Genomic DNA, 16,367 nt, shown 5'->3' with positions numbered 1-16,367 from the left:
CTTCGGGAGGTGGGTGGCTGAGGGGGGTTGATTCGCCCCCGCCGCCCCTACCCGTCCCATCCCGGGGCCGGCCCCGGACCCCGCTGGGGGCTGCGCCCCTTCAGGGACGCGGGCCTGCATCGATCTGCGGCTCCGCCGCGTGGGCGCCACCAGCCACAACGGACCCGCAGCTTCGACCGCGGCGGTTGGCGCCCCTTTCTGGGGCGCGGGGCTGCATCGATCTGCGGCTCCGCCGCGTGGGCGCGACCAGCCACAACGGACCCGCAGCTTCAAGCGCGGCGGTCGGTGCCCCGTTCAGGGGCGCGGGCCTGTATCAATGTGCGGCTCCGCCGCGTGGGCGCGACCAGCCACAACGCAGCCGCGCCTTGGAGCAAAACCGTTCCAGCCCAGCGCAGCGCTCAGCGCGAAACGCTCAGCCCCGGGGAGGCTCCCCGAACATCTCCACGGCGCTGCGCACCTCCCGCAAGCCGGGAGCCAGCGCGCTGACCGAGCCGATGGACCCGGCGATCAACAGCAGCGAGCGGCGCAGCCGCGGAACCTCGGGGATGCCACTCACCGTCATCGCGGCAAGCGCAGCCAGCTCGTCCTCCGCGATCCCGCGGTCCGGGAACTCGGCGGGATGCGCAGCAAGTTCGCGGCGCAAGCGGGACACCGCGGTCCTGAGCTCCGCCACCCTCGGATCCTCGTCGCTGCCGGTCACTGACCTCTGCCCCAAGCTCCGCAACACAGCTCTCCCCCTCGCACTCCTTCGTGCGCCGGACGCACTGCTTCCGTCGAACACCCCGTGGCGTTGGTCAGGCACCGGGGACCGCGGGCCAGTAAACGCCACCCGGAGCGGTGGGCGCCACTCCGAGGACCGAAATTCAGTCCATGGACACCATGAACTCGCCGCGGTGTCAGGTATGCAGGACGCATGACAGCGAAACGCGACCAGGTAGCGGGCCTGCTCCTCGCGGCAGGCGGCGGCCGACGGCTCGGCGGGCGCCCCAAGGCGCTGCTCGAACACCGGGGGCGCCCCCTCGTCGAGTACGCGGCTGGGGTGCTTCGCGAGGGCGGCTGCGACCAGGTGCATGTGGTCCTCGGGGCGCAGGCGGACCTGGTCCGTTCCACGGCCGCACTGCCCGGTTGCGTGCTCATCGACAACGCCCAGTGGGAGGAGGGCATGGGCTCCTCCCTGCGTGCCGGCCTCGACTCGCTGGCCGAAACGGGGGCGCGTGCAGCCCTCGTGTCGCTGGTCGACCAGCCCGGCATCGGGCCGGAGGCGGTGGCCCGCGTGCTCGCCGCGTACGCCTCCGAAGCCTCGCTCGCGGCAGCCTCGTACGACGGTGTACGCGGGCATCCCGTGCTGTTCGGCGCCGAGCACTGGCCCGGCATCAGCGCGACTGCGGTCGGGGATCGCGGGGCACGCGCCTACCTGAAGGCGCACGACGACGCGATCACGCTCGTCGAGTGCGGTGACGTGGCGCAGGCGTACGACATCGACACGGAGGACGACCTGATCCACTTGGAGTGAGTGACGTCCCACCCACAGCCGCCCAGCATTGAACTTCCACTATGAGGAAATTAGTATCCACTGGCATCCAGTGCCGCCGTGTACTGAAGTCAGCTCGCTGAAGGAAGTGACAGCTCATGTCCGCACCAGCGCCCTCCCCGCTGGCCATCGTCGACGCCGAGCCTCTGCCCCGGCAGGGTGAGGTCCTCACGGACGCCGCACTCGCCTTCGTGGCCGAGCTGCACCGGCGGTTCACGCCCCGGCGTGACGAGCTCCTCGTCCGTCGTGCCGAGCGGCGCGCCGAGATCGCCCGTACCTCCACGCTCGACTTCCTCCCCGAGACCGCCGCGATCCGGGCCGACGACTCCTGGAAGGTGGGCCCGGCGCCCGAGGCCCTGAACGACCGCCGCGTCGAGATCACCGGGCCCACCGACCGCAAGATGACCATCAACGCCCTCAACTCGGGCGCCAAGGTCTGGCTCGCGGACTTCGAGGACGCCTCCGCGCCCACCTGGGAGAACGTGGTCCTCGGCCAGCTCAACCTCACCGACGCGTACGAGCGCCGTATCGACTTCACCTCCCCCGAGGGCAAGTCGTACGCCCTGAAGCCGGCCGAGGAGCTGGCGACGGTCGTGATGCGCCCGCGCGGCTGGCACCTGAACGAGCGCCATCTGGTGGACGGTTCGGGCACCCCGGTGCCGGGCGCGCTCGTCGACTTCGGCCTGTACTTCTTCCACAACGCGCAGCGCCTGCTCGACCTCGGCAAGGGCCCGTACTTCTACCTCCCCAAGACGGAGTCGTACCTGGAGGCCCGCCTCTGGAACGAGGTGTTCGTCTTCGCGCAGGACTACGTCGGTATCCCGCAGGGCACCGTCCGCGCCACCGTCCTCATCGAGACGATCACGGCGGCGTACGAGATGGAGGAGATCCTCTACGAACTCCGCGACCACGCCTCGGGGTTGAACGCGGGCCGCTGGGACTACCTGTTCTCCATCGTGAAGAACTTCCGTGACGGCGGGGCGAAGTTCGTCCTGCCGGACCGCAACGCGGTGACGATGACGGCTCCGTTCATGCGCGCGTACACCGAACTCCTCGTGCGCACCTGCCACAAGCGCGGGGCGCACGCGATCGGCGGCATGGCGGCGTTCATCCCCTCGCGGCGCGACGAGGAGGTCAACAAAGTCGCCTTCGAGAAGGTCAAGGCCGACAAGGACCGTGAGGCGGGGGACGGCTTCGACGGCTCCTGGGTGGCGCACCCGGACCTGGTGCCGATCGCGATGGACTCCTTCGACGCGGTGCTCGGCGAGAAGCCGAACCAGAAGGACCGGCTGCGCGAGGACGTCGACGTCAAGGCCGCCGACCTGATCGCCATCGACTCCCTCGAAGCCAAGCCGACGTACGCGGGCCTGGTCAACGCTGTCCAGGTCGGCATCCGCTACATCGAGGCCTGGCTGCGCGGCATGGGCGCGGTCGCCATCTTCAACCTCATGGAGGACGCGGCCACCGCCGAGATCTCCCGCTCCCAGATCTGGCAGTGGATCAACGCGGGCGTCGAGTTCGAGCACGCCGGGGACACGGTGAAGGCCACGCCCGAGCTGGCCCGCAAGGTTGCCGCCGAAGAACTGGCCGCCCTCCGCACAGAGTTGGGCGACGAGGCCTTCGCGGCCGGCAACTGGCAGCAGGCCCACGACCTGCTGCTGAAGGTGTCGCTGGACGAGGAGTACGTGGACTTCCTGACGCTGCCCGCGTACGAGCAGCTCGCCGGCTGAGTCAGCTCGAAGGTCGAGTCAGTCCGCCGGTTTCTCCGAGTGGCCCAGGGTCCTGCCCGGGGCCACTCGGTCGCGTACGAGGCGCTTGACGGCCGTCGGCTCCGGGAAGCCCTGCTCGCGCCGGTCCCAGACCACCTCGTCGTCGACGCGTACGACGAACACGCCGCCGGTACCGGGCTTGAGGGCGAGTTCCGTCAGCTCGGTCTCGAAGGTGGTCAGCAGCTCCTGCGCCAGCCATGCGGCGCGGGGCAGCCAGCGGCACTGGGTGCAGTACTCGATCTGAACGCGGTGGGTCATCCGAGGTGTACCGCCCCATCCTGTTCCGCCGCCGGTTTGCCGTGCAGGTCAGGGACCCGCTGGAGCCACTTCGGACGGCCTTGCTGACTTTTCGCCGCGCGCAGGGCCTGCTCGGCGGCGAGTTCCTCCCGGGTGGGGAAATCCGTGGGCAGCCACGCCGCCGATGCCCGTACGCGCGCATGGAGGTAGCCGGCGTAGGCCTCGCGCAGCTCGTCGGGTGTGGCAAAGCCCGGCTCGTCCGTGAGCCAGGCGTCCGGCACTTCGGCGGTGATCTCGCGGAGCAGTTGTTCGGTCACGCGGGGCGCCAGCTCGGCGTCGGCGGCCCGTACGTCCGGGGCGTAGTGGCCGAGCGCGTGGTGCCGGAAGTCGTACGCCTTCTCCGGTTCCGTCGCGTCCCAGCGGTGGTGGAAGACGAGGGCGGCGCCGTGGTCGATGAGCCAGAGGCGCGGGGGTGCGATGCCGAGCGTGGGCCAGACCATCAGGTTGGAGCTGTGGACCGTGCGGTCGACGTTGACGGTCAGCGCGTCGAGCCAGACGATCCGGCCCGCCTCCAGCGGGTCCACGCTGAATGTCTCGGCGACCTCGGGCGTGAAGTCCTTCGCGCCCGGCAGGAAGTCCATGCCGAGGTTGATCCCGGCGCTGGCGCTGTGCAGGTCCCGCACTTCCTGATGCGGTTCCTCGTCGGCGATCGACGGGTCGAAGTGCACCAGGACCAGCTCGGGGAACCTGAGCCCCAGCGCCCGGGCCAGCTCACCCACGATCACCTCGGCGACCAGCGCCTTCCTGCCCTGCGCGGACCCGGTGAACTTGACGACGTACGTCCCCAGGTCGTCGGCCTCCACGACTCCGGGCACGGAGCCGCCGGACCTCAGCGGGGTCACGTATCGAACAGCGGTCACGTCGCGCAGCACACCGGCCACTGTAAATCAGCGGGTCACCATGCTCACTGGCATATTCCGCGCCACCGGCTCTATCGCAAGGGATTGGCCAGCGGCAGATACCGCGCGTCCGCCCCGTCCGCCCCCGTCCACCGCAACAGCAGGTTCGTCTTGCCGGGCAGCGTGGGAGCCCGGAGCAGCTCCCCCGCCTCGGGCACCTCCGCCTCGTAACGCCTCAGCTCCCGCCGTACGGCGGGCCAGAGCTCCACCCCCGGATACCGCTCCTCCAACACCCCCGCGATCTCAAGGAGGTTGTTGACGACGAGGCAGTACACCAGCCGCTCCCACCCGGCGGCGCGCGTGACGTCGGGCAGCAGCTTCACGCCCTCCGCGTCCCGGAACAGGGCCTGCACCGGCAGACCGGCGTCGTCCACGGCCACCACCGTGTTCTGCAGATGCGCTTCCAGTACGACATCATGGCGGGCGAACAACTCCAGTGCGGGCGGGACGAGTTGACGCACATACGCCGCCCACCAGACCGCCGGGTCGGCAAGGTGGTCCAGCGGGCTGCCGGCGAAACCTTCCGTGAGGGCGGCGGCGAGGAGCGGAGTCGCGCCCGGCGTCACATGCTCGTGCAGGCCGTCGCGTACGAGGACGGCGAGTTCCTCGAAGGCGAAGTCCGCGGTGCGGTAGCCGCGGTCGCTCAGCCAGGCCGCGGGGCCGTTCAGGGCCGCGAACGCCGAGGTGACCGCCGTGTCCGTGCGGTGGAGCTTGAGGAGGTCGTGGCGCCAGAGACGGCGGATGTCGTTGGTGATGCGGACATCGAGGCTGAACTTCAGGAAGAGGTCGACGGCGGGGTCGTACACCGTCCGGATGGCCGCCGTCGGCCAGACCGGAGACGAGGAGCGGCCGAGTCGTACGAGGCGGCCGTCTGCGAAGGCGTCGCGGATCTCCGGCCGGTTGCCGACGAGGTCGAGCTGCCAGGGATGGGCGGGCAGCAGCCGGTAGCCGGGAGGGGCCTGGCCCAGCGCGTCGAGCGCCCGTAGGTCGCCCTCCTCGACGACCGAATCCTCGCGCACCGCGAGCAGGACGAGCGGGAAGCGGGCGTACGCCTCGGGGGCGTACGGAAGCCAGCCGGCGACCGGGCCGCCGCCGCGGGCCTTGGGCGCGGGATGGTAGGGGTGCCCGGTGATCAGGGACTGCTCGGAGCGCTGATACGGGTCCTCAGGCGGGGCGGCCCCTTCGCGTGCGACGAGGAGCGCCGCCACCGCGTCCCGGCTGTCGATCATCTCGGTGGGCAGCTCGGAGCTGGCGAGGCCGGTGTGCCGGCGCAGCTCATCGGCGGTGAGTTTGACCAGCTCGGTGTGGGTGAGGCGGTGCCAGGCCCCGGCGGCGTACACCTCCGGCTCGGCGGGCCGGCGTCCGCCGCGTACCCGCAGCAGCCGTCCGCCGGCCGGCAGCCGGTACACGGGCCGCTCACCGGACCCCGGTGCGCACTCGGCCACCTCCCGCAGCAGACAATTGAGCAGCGGCGCTGCCGCGTACGCGTCGGCGGCCTCTGCGACGTCGTCCCTGGGGGGCATGGGCTCCACGCGGTCCATTCGTTCCATACGGGTAGTGACGATCAGTATGTCTGGCGTAGTACCCGGTCCCGACGCCGTCCCCACACCCGAGGAGCCACCCCGTGCACCACCCCTCCCCCTCGGCCGAGGCCGAGGACGCGCTCGCCGCCGAGCTGCGTACCGAACGACCCGCCCTGCTGTCGCCGTACGCCGCCGAGCTCCCGGGTGCCCGGGCGGCCGTGCTGACGCGGCTGTGGCGTGGTCTCGCCCATGAGCCGCTGCCGTGGATCACGCGGCGGGAGCAGGGGCGCGAGGGGCTGACGCTCCAGCTGGCCGACGGCCGCCGGCTGCGCGGACCGCACTCGGATGCGTACGGAACTGCCGCCCGCGTCACGGAGGTTGAGCTGGACGGTGCCGCGTACGACCACCCGGCCGCGCTCATGACGGCGCTCTCCTTCCCGCACGGTGATGCCTTCGCCGCCGAACTCGACCACAGCGTCGCCTCGTTGGCCCTGTCTCGCGCCGGCCAGCCGCCCCTGGACGACGCCCCTTCCGCGCCCTGGGAGTGGGAGCAGCGGATCGTCGACGGGCATCCCTTCCACCCCAACTGCCGTTCACGGCCGGGCTTTTCGGTGACCGAGCAGCTGGCGTACGCGCCCGAGCACCGGCCGGTGGTCGAGCTGGGCCTGGTCGCCGCGCCGGAAGAGGCCTGTCTGGTGACGGGCGAGTGGCCGTACCGGGATCGGGAGGCCGGGCGGGTGCTGATCCCGGTGCACCCGTGGCAGGCCCGGCATGTACTGAAGGACGAGAAGCTGGCGGACGCGGCGGGTGTCACGGCGCACCCCCTCATGTCGCTGCGCACCCTCGCCGATGCCGCGCCCGGCGGACCGCACATCAAGACCGCGCTGAGCGCCCGGCTGACGTCGGCGGTGCGGGACATCTCGGTGTACTCGATCGCGACGTCCGCGACGGTGTCCGCCTTCGCGGACGCCCTCGCCGCCCGTCTTGACGGGCTGCTCCACATCACCCGCACGCTCGGGGCGGCCACCGCCCACACCCCGGAGTTCGCGGCGGTGGTGCGCGAGGCGCCGGAGACGTACGCGGCCGAGGGCGAGCGGGTGGTGCCGGTCGCCGCACTCGCCCTGACAGGGCTGCCCCAATCTCCCTCCTGGCTGGCGGAGTTCACCGAGCTCGCGCTGACGGTGGGTCTGCGGCTGCTGGAGCTGGGCGTGGCGCTGGAGGCCCACGGCCAGAACCTCCTCGTGGTGCTCTCCCCCTCGGGCGCCCCAACTCGCCTGATCTACCGCGACCTCGCCGACATCCGCATCAGCCCGGCCCGCCTCGCCCGCCACGGCATCCCGGCCCCGGACCTGTCCGGCCGGCTGATCACGGACGACGAGACCGCCCTGCGCCGCAAAGTGTTCGGCTCGCTCCTCACGGGAACGCTGGGGGCGACGGCGGGTTCGAGCGCGGCGCTCGGCGAGGCGCTCTCCACGGCCGTACGAGACCTGCCGCGCACCCCCGACCTGACGGCCGTGCTGGACGGACCGCTGCCCACGAAGGCGCTGACGCTGATGCGGCTGTCTCCGGAGCGGCGGGGGGACATCTGGGCGCGGGTGCCGAATCCGCTGTTGGCGTGAAGTGCGGCGGCCTTGTGACCCTGGTGTCGTGTCGGCAGATGACGTCCGAGGTCGTCAGACGTCCCGCAGCTCCTTGGCCAGCGGCCCGTCCCCCACCACTTCGACACGCCCGGCCCGTATCGCCTCCTGAAGCGTCAGGCCACCCCCGGCGAGTGCCGTACACGTCCCCGAGTCGACCGCGAGCCGGGCGTCCGGCTCTTCGGGCGCGGCCCCCTCCGCGTACACCGGTCCGCCGTCCTCGGCGCCGATGCGTACGTAGAACTCCCCTTCCTCCAGCCGCACTTGTACGACCCCGTCGCCAAGTCCCGCCAGGCAGCGCAGCAACGGCAGCGCGAACCAGTGCGCGCGCACCGCGTCGGTGGGCCGCCGCTCCTCCAGCATGGGTGCGCCCCACTCCCCCAGCACCTGCAGAACGGGGAGCAACTGGCGTCCGCGGTCGGTGAGTTCGTACACGAAGGCCGCTCCCGGCGGGGGCAGCCGGCGCCGGCTCGACAGTCCGTCCCGTTCCATGTCCTTGAGCCGGGAGGCGAGGACGTCCGTGCTCACGCCGGGCAGATCCGCGTGCAGGTCGGTGTAGCGACGTGGACCGGCGAGGAGCTCGCGCACGATCAGGAGGGTCCAGCGGTCACCGACGGCGTCGAGGGCGCGGGCTGCGGAACAGTACTGGTCGTAGCTTCGGCGTGGTGACATGCGACGCAGTCTAAACAAGTTGTTGGACTTTCCAAGCTGCTACTTGGTAAAACCAAGCAACACGCCAACCTGGAGGTGCGCACCGCATGGAGTTCCGGCAGTCGAGCAAGCTCAGCGAGGTCTGTTACGAGATCCGGGGTCCGGTCATCGAGCACGCGAACGCCCTGGAGGAGGCGGGCCACAGCGTGCTCCGGCTGAACACCGGCAACCCGGCGCTCTTCGGCTTCGAGGCGCCGGAGGAGATCCTCCAGGACATGATCCGCATGCTCCCCCAGGCACACGGCTACACCGACTCCCGTGGCATCCTCTCGGCCCGCCGCGCCGTCGCCCAGCACTACCAGGACCTGGGCCTCGAGGTCGACGTGGACGACGTCTTCCTCGGCAACGGCGTCTCGGAGCTCGTCTCGATGGCGGTCCAGGCGCTGATCGAGGACGGCGACCAAATCCTCATCCCCGCCCCGGACTTCCCGCTCTGGACGGCGGTGACGACGCTCGCGGGCGGCAAGGCGGTGCACTACCTCTGCGACGAACAGGCGGACTGGTACCCGGACCTGGACGACATGGCGGCGAAGATCACGGACCGCACCAAGGCCGTCGTCATCATCAACCCCAACAACCCGACGGGCGCGGTCTATCCGAAGGAGATCATCGAGGGCATCCTCGACCTCGCGCGCCGGCACGGCCTGATGGTCTTCGCCGACGAGATCTACGACCAGATCCTGTACGACGACGCCGTGCACCACTCGGTCGCCTCCCTCGCCCCCGACCTGGTGGTCCTCACCTTCTGCGGACTGTCCAAGACATACCGCGTGGCGGGTTTCCGCTCCGGCTGGATGGTCGTCACGGGCCCGCGCCAGCACGCCCGCGACTACCTCGAGGGCATGACGATGCTGGCCTCCATGCGGCTGTGCGCCAACGCCCCCGCCCAGTACGCCATCCAGGCCGCACTCGGCGGCCGCCAGTCCATCCGCGAACTCACCGCCCCCGGGGGCAGGTTGCGCGAACAGCGCGACCGCGCCTGGGAGAAGCTCAACGAGATCCCGGGCGTCTCCTGCGTCAAACCGAAGGGCGCCCTGTACGCGTTCCCCCGCATCGACCCCCAGGTCCACAAGATCCACGACGACGAGAAGTTCGTCCTGGACCTGCTCCTCCGCGAAAAAATCCAGGTGGTCCAGGGCACCGGCTTCAACTGGCCCCGCCCTGACCACTTCCGCATCCTCACGCTCCCGTACGTCGACGACCTTGATGCGGCGATCGGGCGGATCGGGCGGTTCCTGAGCGGGTATCGGCAGTAGTCGGCGGTAGGGGTTCTTGGCAGTAACTCCTGTGAGTACATGCCCGGTTGGCCTGGGTAACTCTCTTCGCATGACTGACCGACCGCTGCTGCTCCTCGACGTCGACGGACCGCTCAATCCCCACGGCGCGCGGTTCGTCCGGCCGCGCGGATACGTGACGCGGCGGCTACGACCGGCGAACTGGTCCGCGCGGCAAGTGCCGGGTTCGCGGCGGCTGCGGCGCGGGCTGCGCGTGCGGCTCAATCCGGGGCATGGGGCGCGGCTTAAGGCGTTGCCGTACGAGCTGGCGTGGGCCACGACGTGGATGCATGAGGCCAACGAGATGATCGCGCCGGTGATTGGGCTGCCAGGCGATCTGCCGGTGATCGAGTGGCCCGAGATGTTCGTCAGGGATCCCGAGGGGCTGTACTGGAAGACCCGGCACGTCGTGGCGTGGGCTGCCGGCCGGCCCTTCGTGTGGGTCGACGACATGATCACCGACCTCGATGTACGGCATGTCGCCGCGCACCACGACGCAGCGGCGCTCCTGTTGCCGATCGATCCGCGCAAGGGGATGCGGGAGCGGGACTTCGAGGAGCTGGAGCGGTGGGCTCGCGAGCTCCGACGAACGAAAAGGTGAGTGTCAGACCCGGGTCGTAGTCTTCGAATTGGGCGCACTGATCAGCCTGGGTTCGCTGATCAGGTCGGGCTCATTGATCAGGCGAAGCCGGATTCGGGGAGGTGCACGCCATGACACGACCGCCTACCGCCGCGCAGCGGCGTGTCATCGAGGCCGCCGATCCCGTGACGGGACGGCTCAGGGGTACGGAGAGCCAGCTCGCGGCGCTGGTGAAGCGCGGGCTCGCCTTTCGGCATCCCCGGCCGCCGCACGGTCACTTTCTGACACCGGCCGGGCATCGGATACGTGAAGAGGGGGCCGCGGAGGCTTCTGGTGGTCCGGACGGAGAGGTAGCCGCTCAGGCGGGCGGCGCCCGTGCCTCCGCCGGCACGGGGGTGTTCGCCGCCCGGGTCGGCGGTGAGGAGGGCGTCGTCGACGCGGGGCCCGGGCGCATACGGGAGGTGCACAGCGCCTGGCAGGGGCTTCTGGAGTTGCGGCGGATGACCAATCCGGACGGCTCCGTGGACCGGCCGTGCGGATGGGAGCGTACGCATCTGGTGCAGGCCGCCGCGCTGGCGCTGGAGGCGGCGGGGCACCGGCCCGCCGGGGAGGACGTCGACGGCTACCGGGTGCGGGCGACACCGCAGCCGGAGGCGGTCGCGGTGCATGTGCCGGACGCCGAGTCGCGGCAGGGCTGTGCGACCACGCTGGAGAAGGCGGGTTGGCAGGTGGGGGAGTACACGGAGCCTCGTACGCGAGCGCGGTATCTGCTGGCCTCCCCGCGACGAGCGTGAGAGGAGCATGCCAAGCTGAGTGATCACAACCGTCGGGAAAGAGTGAAGGGGACGCCGTGCCAGAAGCGTCAGGAACGCCCGGAGCGCCAGGCTCATCAGGGCCATCAGAGCCGTCAGGTCCGTTTTCCGTCCGGGTGATGGTCCGTGGGTACGAGACCGATGTCCAGGGCCACCTCAACCAGAGCGTCTATATCAACTACGCGGAGCACGCCCGCTGGTCGTTACTGCAGGCCGCCGGGATCAGCCAGTCCGGCCTGATAGCCAAGGGGGTGGGGCCGGTGGCGCTGGAGACGACCATCCGTTTCAAGCGGGAGCTGCTTGCCGGCGAAGAGGTCGACGTGACGTGCGACTTCCTCATGGACGAGAGCAAGGTCTTCCGCGTCGAGCAGGAGATACGCAAGTCCGACGGCACGGTCGCCGCCGAAATCACGGCCACCGGCGGCCTGATGGACCTCAAGGCGCGAAAGCTCGTCGCGGACCCACGCGAGTACTTCCGCGCCCTGGCGAGTGAACCTCGGTACTTCGGTCTCTGATCCCCCCCACACATCGGCCGCTGCGGCCTCTGGTCCAGCACGTCGGCGGCCATGTGACGGGCAGTCGGCGGCCACGTGACGGGCAGTCGGCGGCGACATGGCGGGCAGTCGGTGGCGAAACCGACTGCCCATTCATGGGGCGTTCTCCCCCATGTGGCCGTATTTCCATGCTCAAGTCCTCACACAGCGGGTATCTCTCACCACGGCACCTCACCCCTCAGCTGTGGAACCGGAGACCCCAATGCCGCTTGCTCGTCGTGCGTTTCTGATTGCGGTCGCCGGATCGGCCGGTGTCGTAGCCTGCTCGAACGCACCAGCGAAAGGTTCCTCGTCCACGGACGCCAAGGGGGCTTCAGTGAGTGAGACCGGCGCAGCGAGCAGGGCGGCGCGGCGACTGCTGCCGCGGCACTGGCGGCAGTTGAAGTTCGAGACGACGAGTCCGGCAGGGGCCGACGCCTTCCGGGTCTCGGGCAGCACGGGTCGGATCACCATCGGCGGCAGCACACCCGGCACCCAACTCGCCGGACTGCGCTGGTACTTGAAGAACATCGCGCACGCCAACATCAGCTGGGCCGGTGAACAGCTCGACCTCCCCGAGCGGCTGCCCGGCTTCGAAGGCACCGTCACCCGGCAGGCCAATGTCCCGCACCGCTTCGTCCTGAACGACACGAACGACGGCTACACGGGCGCGTACAACGACTGGTCGTACTGGGAGCGCGAACTCGACGTACTGGCGCTGCACGGCTACAACGAGGTGCTGGTGTACATCGGCGCGGACGCGCTCTATCACCGGGTGTTCCAGGAGTTCGGGCACACGGACGCGGAGCTGCGGGCGTGGATCGCGGGCCCGGCGCATCTGCCGTGGTTCCTGATGCAGAACATGGGCGCGTTCCCGTATCCGCTCTCACGGCAGCTGCTCGACGCGCGGGCCGCACTGGGGCGGCGGATCGTCGACCGGGTACGGGAGTTGGGCATGACGCCGGTGTTCCCGGGCTACTTCGGTACGGTCCCGCCGGGCTTCGCCGAGCGGAATCCGGGCGCGCGGCCCATCCCGCAGGGCGAGTGGATGGGGCTCACGCGTCCCGACTGGCTGGACCCGCGGACCGACCACTTCGCGCGGGTCGCGGCCACCTTCTACCGCGTCCAGGACGAGATGTTCGGCCCCTCGACGCTCTACAAGATGGACCTGCTCCACGAGGGCGGCGACCCCGGAGACGTACCGGTCGGCGATGCGGCGAAGGGCGTCGAGAAGGCGCTGCTGGCCGCGCATCCGGAGGCGATCTGGGTGATTCTCGGCTGGCAGCGCAATCCGCCGAGGGCGATCGTCGACGCCGTCGACAAGCGGCACATGCTCGTCGTCGACGGACTGTCCGACCGCTTCCCGACCGTCGTCGACCGTGAGGCCGACTGGGGTGACACCCCGTACGCCTTCGGCTCCATCTGGAACTTCGGCGGCCACACGGCGATGGGCGCCAACACCCCTGACTGGGTCGAGCTCTACAACAAGTGGCGCACCAAGGAAGGCAGCACCCTGCGCGGTGTCGCCCTCATGCCGGAGGCGGCCGACAACAATCCCGCCGCCTTCGACCTGTTCTCCGAACTCGCCTGGGAAGACGCCGACGTGAACCTCGAAGCCTGGTTCAAGGACTGGGCGCACGCCCGCTACGGAGCGCGTGATCCGCACGCCGAGGCCGCCTGGGACATCCTGCGCCGCACCGCGTACGGCACGACCCGCGCCGACTCGTGGAGCGAGGGCGCCGACGGGTTCTTCGGGGCCCGCCCCTCGCTCACGGTCAAGTCCGCCGCCAAGTGGTCACCCAAGCAACTGCGTTACAGCGCCGAGGAGTTCGAGCCCGCGCTGGACGAACTGCTGCAGGTGCCCGCGGGCCTCCGGAACTCCTCCGCGTACCGCTACGACCTCCTCGACGTGGCCCGTCAAGCCGCCTCCAACCGCAGCCGCGTCCTCCTCCCCCGCATCAAGAAGGCGTACGACGCCGGGGACGCCGCCGAGCTGGACCGGCTGGCCGGTGACTGGCTCGCCCTGATGGACGTACTGGAGACCTTGATGGCCACCGACTCCCGTCATCTGGTGGGGCGTTGGGTGGCCGACGCGCGGGCCTGGGGTGCCGACGGGGAGGAGCGGGACCAGTTGGCGTACGACAACCTGTCGCTGCTGACCGTCTGGGGCACCCGTGAGGGCGCGAACGCGGGGCTCCGCGACTATGCCAACCGGGAGTGGGCGGGCCTGCTCGGCGGGCTGTACCGGCAGCGCTGGTCGACGTACTTCGACGAGCTGCGGTCCGCACTGGAGGAGGGCCGGGAGCCGAAGACCATCGACTGGTTCACGATCGAGGACCGCTGGACGAGGGAGCCTGGCCGGCTGGCGACGCGGCCGACCGGCGACACATACCGGGCGGCCGTACGGGTTCGCGACCAACTCGCCGCGACTTCCTGAGCGGGCCAGCGGGGCCTCGCGCCCCATCGGCGCCGGTTCACCGGCGAACATCCACCCCCACGTCGTCAGCGAGACCCGCCCTGACTCCCTGTGAGAAAAGCAGTTGCACTGGCTGTCTTCTCGCAGACAGGGTGCGGTGGTGACCGGAACAGAGATCGAACTCCCCGTCGTGGATGGAGTCCTATCCGGTGTGGACTTCGGCGGTCACGGTGAGGGCGTGCTGCTTGTCCACGGCAGCGGCCACAACGCTGCGGCCTGGATGGATGTGGCGTCCCATCTGGTGAGCGAGTGCCATCCGATTGCCATCGACCTGCGTGGCCATGGGCAGACCCGGCTCGACTCCACCCATCCCGAGCAGTACTGGCGAGACATCGGTAGCGTCGTCACCGCGCTGGCCTGGGACCGCCCCATGCTGGTCGGCCATTCCACCGGCGGGTACGCGGTGACGGCCGCCGCTGCCAGTGGACTTGTGGAACCGGCCGCCCTCTGCGTCGTGGACGGCGTGGTGCTCGATGACCGTGACGCGTCGCTCGCCGAGCATGCTGACGTGCGGACTACCGAGGCGACGGACCGCTTACGGACGATGTTCCGCTACGGCTGGAAAGCCGACGACGACCAGATGCATGGCTATGTCGAGCAGTGCGTGCGGGAGGCCGGAGGGGACTGGCTCAACGCCGGAGCACGGCCCGGACTTGTCGAGGAGGTTACGCAGCGCTCCTTCATGCGCTGCGGCCACGGGTGGGTACGGCGGCCGGCCATCGAGGAGGTCGCGACTGTCACTGCCGTGGAGCCCGGTGCAGAAGTCTTCCCAGCCGTCGATGTGTACGCCCGCCTCACCTGTCCGATGACGATCGTGCTGGCCGAGGATGGCCTTTACGCCTCACGGCGCGACGAGGTGCGTGCCGTCGTCGATGCCGTCCCTGGCCACCGGCTGATCGACATCAGCTCGAACCACAACGTCCCCATGACCCGGCCTGCTGACCTCGCCGCGATCATTCTCGACCTGGTGCGAGACCGAGCTGCGGCATCGGCCAAGAACGTCGATTGATCCTCACCCCTCACCCCTACACGGAGTTGCTGTGCACCATTCTGATGCCCCGGCCACCAGGGAGATCTCCGTGGCCGACAAGGGTGCTGGGCCTTACGGCATCGCGGCCGGACCTGACGGTGCGCTGTGGCTCACCTTCGCGCACAGTGGCCGCATCGCGCGTCTCACCCTCGACGGCGAACTCACCGAATACCCCCTGGACTCGTCTGAGTGCCGCCCCACGGTCATTACTCCCGGGCCCGACGGAGCACTGTGGTTCACCCGGTCCCAGGACCACCGGATCGGCCGCGTCACCGCCGACGGCGAAACGGAATCCTTCCCCGTACCGACGCCCGGCAGCGGACCCTTCGGTATCACGGCCGGTCCAGACGGTGCGGTGTGGTTCACGGAGATGAACACCGACCGTATCGGCCGCATCACCTGCAAGGGAGAGATCACCGAGTTCGTCCTTCCCCATACGGGCGCCTATCCCGCGGCAATCACCGCAGGCCCTGATGGGGCCCTGTGGTTCACCCTCAACCAGGCGAACGCAATCGGCCGCATCACTGTTCACGGGGACATCGTCATACACCCACTCCCCACCCCCGGCGCCGCCCCCGTGGGAATCACCAGTGACGGCGCCGCCTTGTGGTTCGCTGAGATCGCAGCGGGCCAGATCGGCAGGATCTCGGTGGATGGCGGGATCAAGGAGTTCCCGCTGCCCGACCGCACGGCCAAACCCCACGCCATCGTCGCGGCGTCCACAGGGGACTGCTGGTTCACCGAATGGGGAGCCAACCGCATTGGCCACATCACCGATAGCGGCGAGATCGCCGAGTACAGCCTGCCGTCACCGTCGTCCGAGCCGCACGGCATCACCATAGGTTCCGACGGCGCTCTGTGGGTGGCCCTTGAGACGGGAGGGGTCGCGCGGTTGGAACCGTAGCTCGGGACGGAGAACCGCCCAGGTCAGCGATGTGTCGGTGTCGCATCACACCAGCCGCTGGCGCAGCCCGATCGACGTGCTGTACCGGCACAGGTTGAGGCTGTCTCCACGGTGGAGCGCACGGCCTTGCGGGAGCCGGTCGTCGGCCACGGTCTGCTGGCTGACCAGGAGGTAGCGGATCGTTTTGGGGGCGGACAGCGAGGCCGGACACGAGCCCCTGCTCGTCCTCTCGGGGCTTCACCCCGCGCAGCCGTACGGCCCGGACTCACCCACACGGGTGACTCCCCCACAAGATCACCACCGTTTGCGGCTGGTGACAGCGTTCTTACCGGCACCCCGTTTCGCCCCCGCCGCCCCTACCCGTCCCATCCTTGGGGCTGCGCCCCAAACC

15 protein-coding genes are annotated in these 16,367 nt (G+C 69.9%); 10 read left to right on the top strand and 5 right to left on the bottom strand.

Going from position 1 to position 16,367, the window contains the following annotated elements; genetic code table 11:
• Positions 1 to 412 precede the first annotated feature (412 nt).
• Positions 413 to 727 carry a DUF5955 family protein gene (locus G6048_RS39280; protein WP_165344380.1) on the bottom strand — a complete coding sequence of 105 codons (315 nt, stop codon included), beginning with the start codon at positions 725 to 727 and terminating at the stop codon, positions 413 to 415.
• 186 nt (positions 728 to 913) lie between these two features.
• On the opposite strand from G6048_RS39280, the gene G6048_RS39275 reads away from it, so the two are divergent.
• Complete coding sequence (locus G6048_RS39275; protein WP_165344379.1) at positions 914 to 1,513, top strand: nucleotidyltransferase family protein; 600 nt, start codon at positions 914 to 916, stop codon at positions 1,511 to 1,513.
• 116 nt (positions 1,514 to 1,629) lie between these two features.
• Positions 1,630 to 3,261, top strand: coding sequence for a malate synthase A (gene aceB, locus G6048_RS39270; RefSeq protein WP_165344378.1), 1,632 nt, complete (start codon positions 1,630 to 1,632; stop codon positions 3,259 to 3,261).
• An 18-nt stretch (positions 3,262 to 3,279) separates the two neighbouring features.
• Here the strand turns inward: aceB and G6048_RS39265 are convergent, their stop codons facing one another.
• The 3 genes from G6048_RS39265 to G6048_RS39255 are packed head-to-tail and all read right to left on the bottom strand — an operon-like array spanning position 3,280 to position 6,037.
• Complete coding sequence (locus tag G6048_RS39265) at positions 3,280 to 3,558, bottom strand: SelT/SelW/SelH family protein (protein ID WP_165344377.1); 279 nt, start codon at positions 3,556 to 3,558, stop codon at positions 3,280 to 3,282.
• Positions 3,555 to 4,469, bottom strand: a complete 915-nt coding sequence (locus tag G6048_RS39260) for a HipA family kinase (protein WP_165344376.1) — start codon at positions 4,467 to 4,469, stop codon at positions 3,555 to 3,557. The genes G6048_RS39265 and G6048_RS39260 overlap by 4 nt, the downstream gene beginning before the upstream one ends.
• A 59-nt stretch (positions 4,470 to 4,528) precedes the next feature.
• A complete protein-coding gene (locus G6048_RS39255; protein ID WP_165344381.1) occupies positions 4,529 to 6,037 on the bottom strand; it encodes an IucA/IucC family protein in 1,509 nt (502 codons plus the stop codon).
• Between the two features lie 83 nt (positions 6,038 to 6,120).
• Here G6048_RS39255 and G6048_RS39250 point away from each other — a divergent pair, with 83 nt between their 5' ends.
• Positions 6,121 to 7,638, top strand: coding sequence for an IucA/IucC family protein (locus G6048_RS39250; RefSeq protein ID WP_165344375.1), 1,518 nt, complete (start codon positions 6,121 to 6,123; stop codon positions 7,636 to 7,638).
• Between the two features lie 54 nt (positions 7,639 to 7,692).
• Here G6048_RS39250 and G6048_RS39245 read toward each other — a convergent pair whose 3' ends face one another.
• A complete protein-coding gene (locus G6048_RS39245) occupies positions 7,693 to 8,328 on the bottom strand; it encodes a winged helix-turn-helix transcriptional regulator (RefSeq protein WP_165344374.1) in 636 nt (211 codons plus the stop codon).
• Positions 8,329 to 8,414: 86 nt separating this feature from the next.
• On the opposite strand from G6048_RS39245, the gene G6048_RS39240 reads away from it, so the two are divergent.
• From G6048_RS39240 to G6048_RS39210, 7 genes are all read left to right on the top strand, one after another.
• Positions 8,415 to 9,623 (top strand): pyridoxal phosphate-dependent aminotransferase, encoded by a 1,209-nt coding sequence (locus G6048_RS39240; RefSeq protein ID WP_165344373.1) that lies wholly within the window; start codon positions 8,415 to 8,417, stop codon positions 9,621 to 9,623.
• A 70-nt stretch (positions 9,624 to 9,693) separates the two neighbouring features.
• A complete protein-coding gene (locus tag G6048_RS39235) occupies positions 9,694 to 10,242 on the top strand; it encodes an HAD domain-containing protein (protein ID WP_165344372.1) in 549 nt (182 codons plus the stop codon).
• Between the two features lie 110 nt (positions 10,243 to 10,352).
• On the top strand, positions 10,353 to 11,015 hold the full coding sequence (locus tag G6048_RS39230; protein WP_165344371.1) for a hypothetical protein: 663 nt from the start codon (positions 10,353 to 10,355) through the stop codon (positions 11,013 to 11,015).
• A 137-nt stretch (positions 11,016 to 11,152) separates the two neighbouring features.
• The gene (locus G6048_RS39225; protein WP_165344370.1) at positions 11,153 to 11,548 is read left to right on the top strand and encodes an acyl-CoA thioesterase; all 396 of its coding nucleotides are present in this window, start codon (positions 11,153 to 11,155) and stop codon (positions 11,546 to 11,548) included.
• A 241-nt stretch (positions 11,549 to 11,789) separates the two neighbouring features.
• The gene (locus tag G6048_RS39220; RefSeq protein ID WP_165344369.1) at positions 11,790 to 14,003 is read left to right on the top strand and encodes an alpha-N-acetylglucosaminidase; all 2,214 of its coding nucleotides are present in this window, start codon (positions 11,790 to 11,792) and stop codon (positions 14,001 to 14,003) included.
• A 139-nt stretch (positions 14,004 to 14,142) separates the two neighbouring features.
• Positions 14,143 to 15,051, top strand: coding sequence for an alpha/beta fold hydrolase (locus G6048_RS39215; protein WP_165344368.1), 909 nt, complete (start codon positions 14,143 to 14,145; stop codon positions 15,049 to 15,051).
• A gap of 31 nt (positions 15,052 to 15,082) precedes the next feature.
• Positions 15,083 to 15,976 carry a Vgb family protein gene (locus tag G6048_RS39210; protein WP_165344367.1) on the top strand — a complete coding sequence of 298 codons (894 nt, stop codon included), beginning with the start codon at positions 15,083 to 15,085 and terminating at the stop codon, positions 15,974 to 15,976.
• The last annotated feature ends 391 nt before the right edge of the window (positions 15,977 to 16,367 follow it).

Source organism: Streptomyces ureilyticus (genome assembly GCF_011045025.1).
In the GTDB taxonomy this organism is placed as follows: domain Bacteria; phylum Actinomycetota; class Actinomycetes; order Streptomycetales; family Streptomycetaceae; genus Streptomyces; species Streptomyces ureilyticus.
This window is presented reverse-complemented; position numbering and strand designations above follow the sequence as displayed.

Coding starts and splice junctions, on each gene's coding strand:
- G6048_RS39265 (WP_165344377.1), bottom strand. CDS start 3,558: ATGACCCACCGCGTTCAGATCGAGTACTGCACCCAGTGCCGCTGGCTG.
- G6048_RS39225 (WP_165344370.1), top strand. CDS start 11,153: ATGGTCCGTGGGTACGAGACCGATGTCCAGGGCCACCTCAACCAGAGC.
- G6048_RS39245 (WP_165344374.1), bottom strand. CDS start 8,328: ATGTCACCACGCCGAAGCTACGACCAGTACTGTTCCGCAGCCCGCGCC.
- G6048_RS39235 (WP_165344372.1), top strand. CDS start 9,694: ATGACTGACCGACCGCTGCTGCTCCTCGACGTCGACGGACCGCTCAAT.
- G6048_RS39220 (WP_165344369.1), top strand. CDS start 11,790: ATGCCGCTTGCTCGTCGTGCGTTTCTGATTGCGGTCGCCGGATCGGCC.
- G6048_RS39275 (WP_165344379.1), top strand. CDS start 914: ATGACAGCGAAACGCGACCAGGTAGCGGGCCTGCTCCTCGCGGCAGGC.
- G6048_RS39255 (WP_165344381.1), bottom strand. CDS start 6,037: ATGGACCGCGTGGAGCCCATGCCCCCCAGGGACGACGTCGCAGAGGCC.
- aceB (WP_165344378.1), top strand. CDS start 1,630: ATGTCCGCACCAGCGCCCTCCCCGCTGGCCATCGTCGACGCCGAGCCT.
- G6048_RS39230 (WP_165344371.1), top strand. CDS start 10,353: ATGACACGACCGCCTACCGCCGCGCAGCGGCGTGTCATCGAGGCCGCC.
- G6048_RS39240 (WP_165344373.1), top strand. CDS start 8,415: ATGGAGTTCCGGCAGTCGAGCAAGCTCAGCGAGGTCTGTTACGAGATC.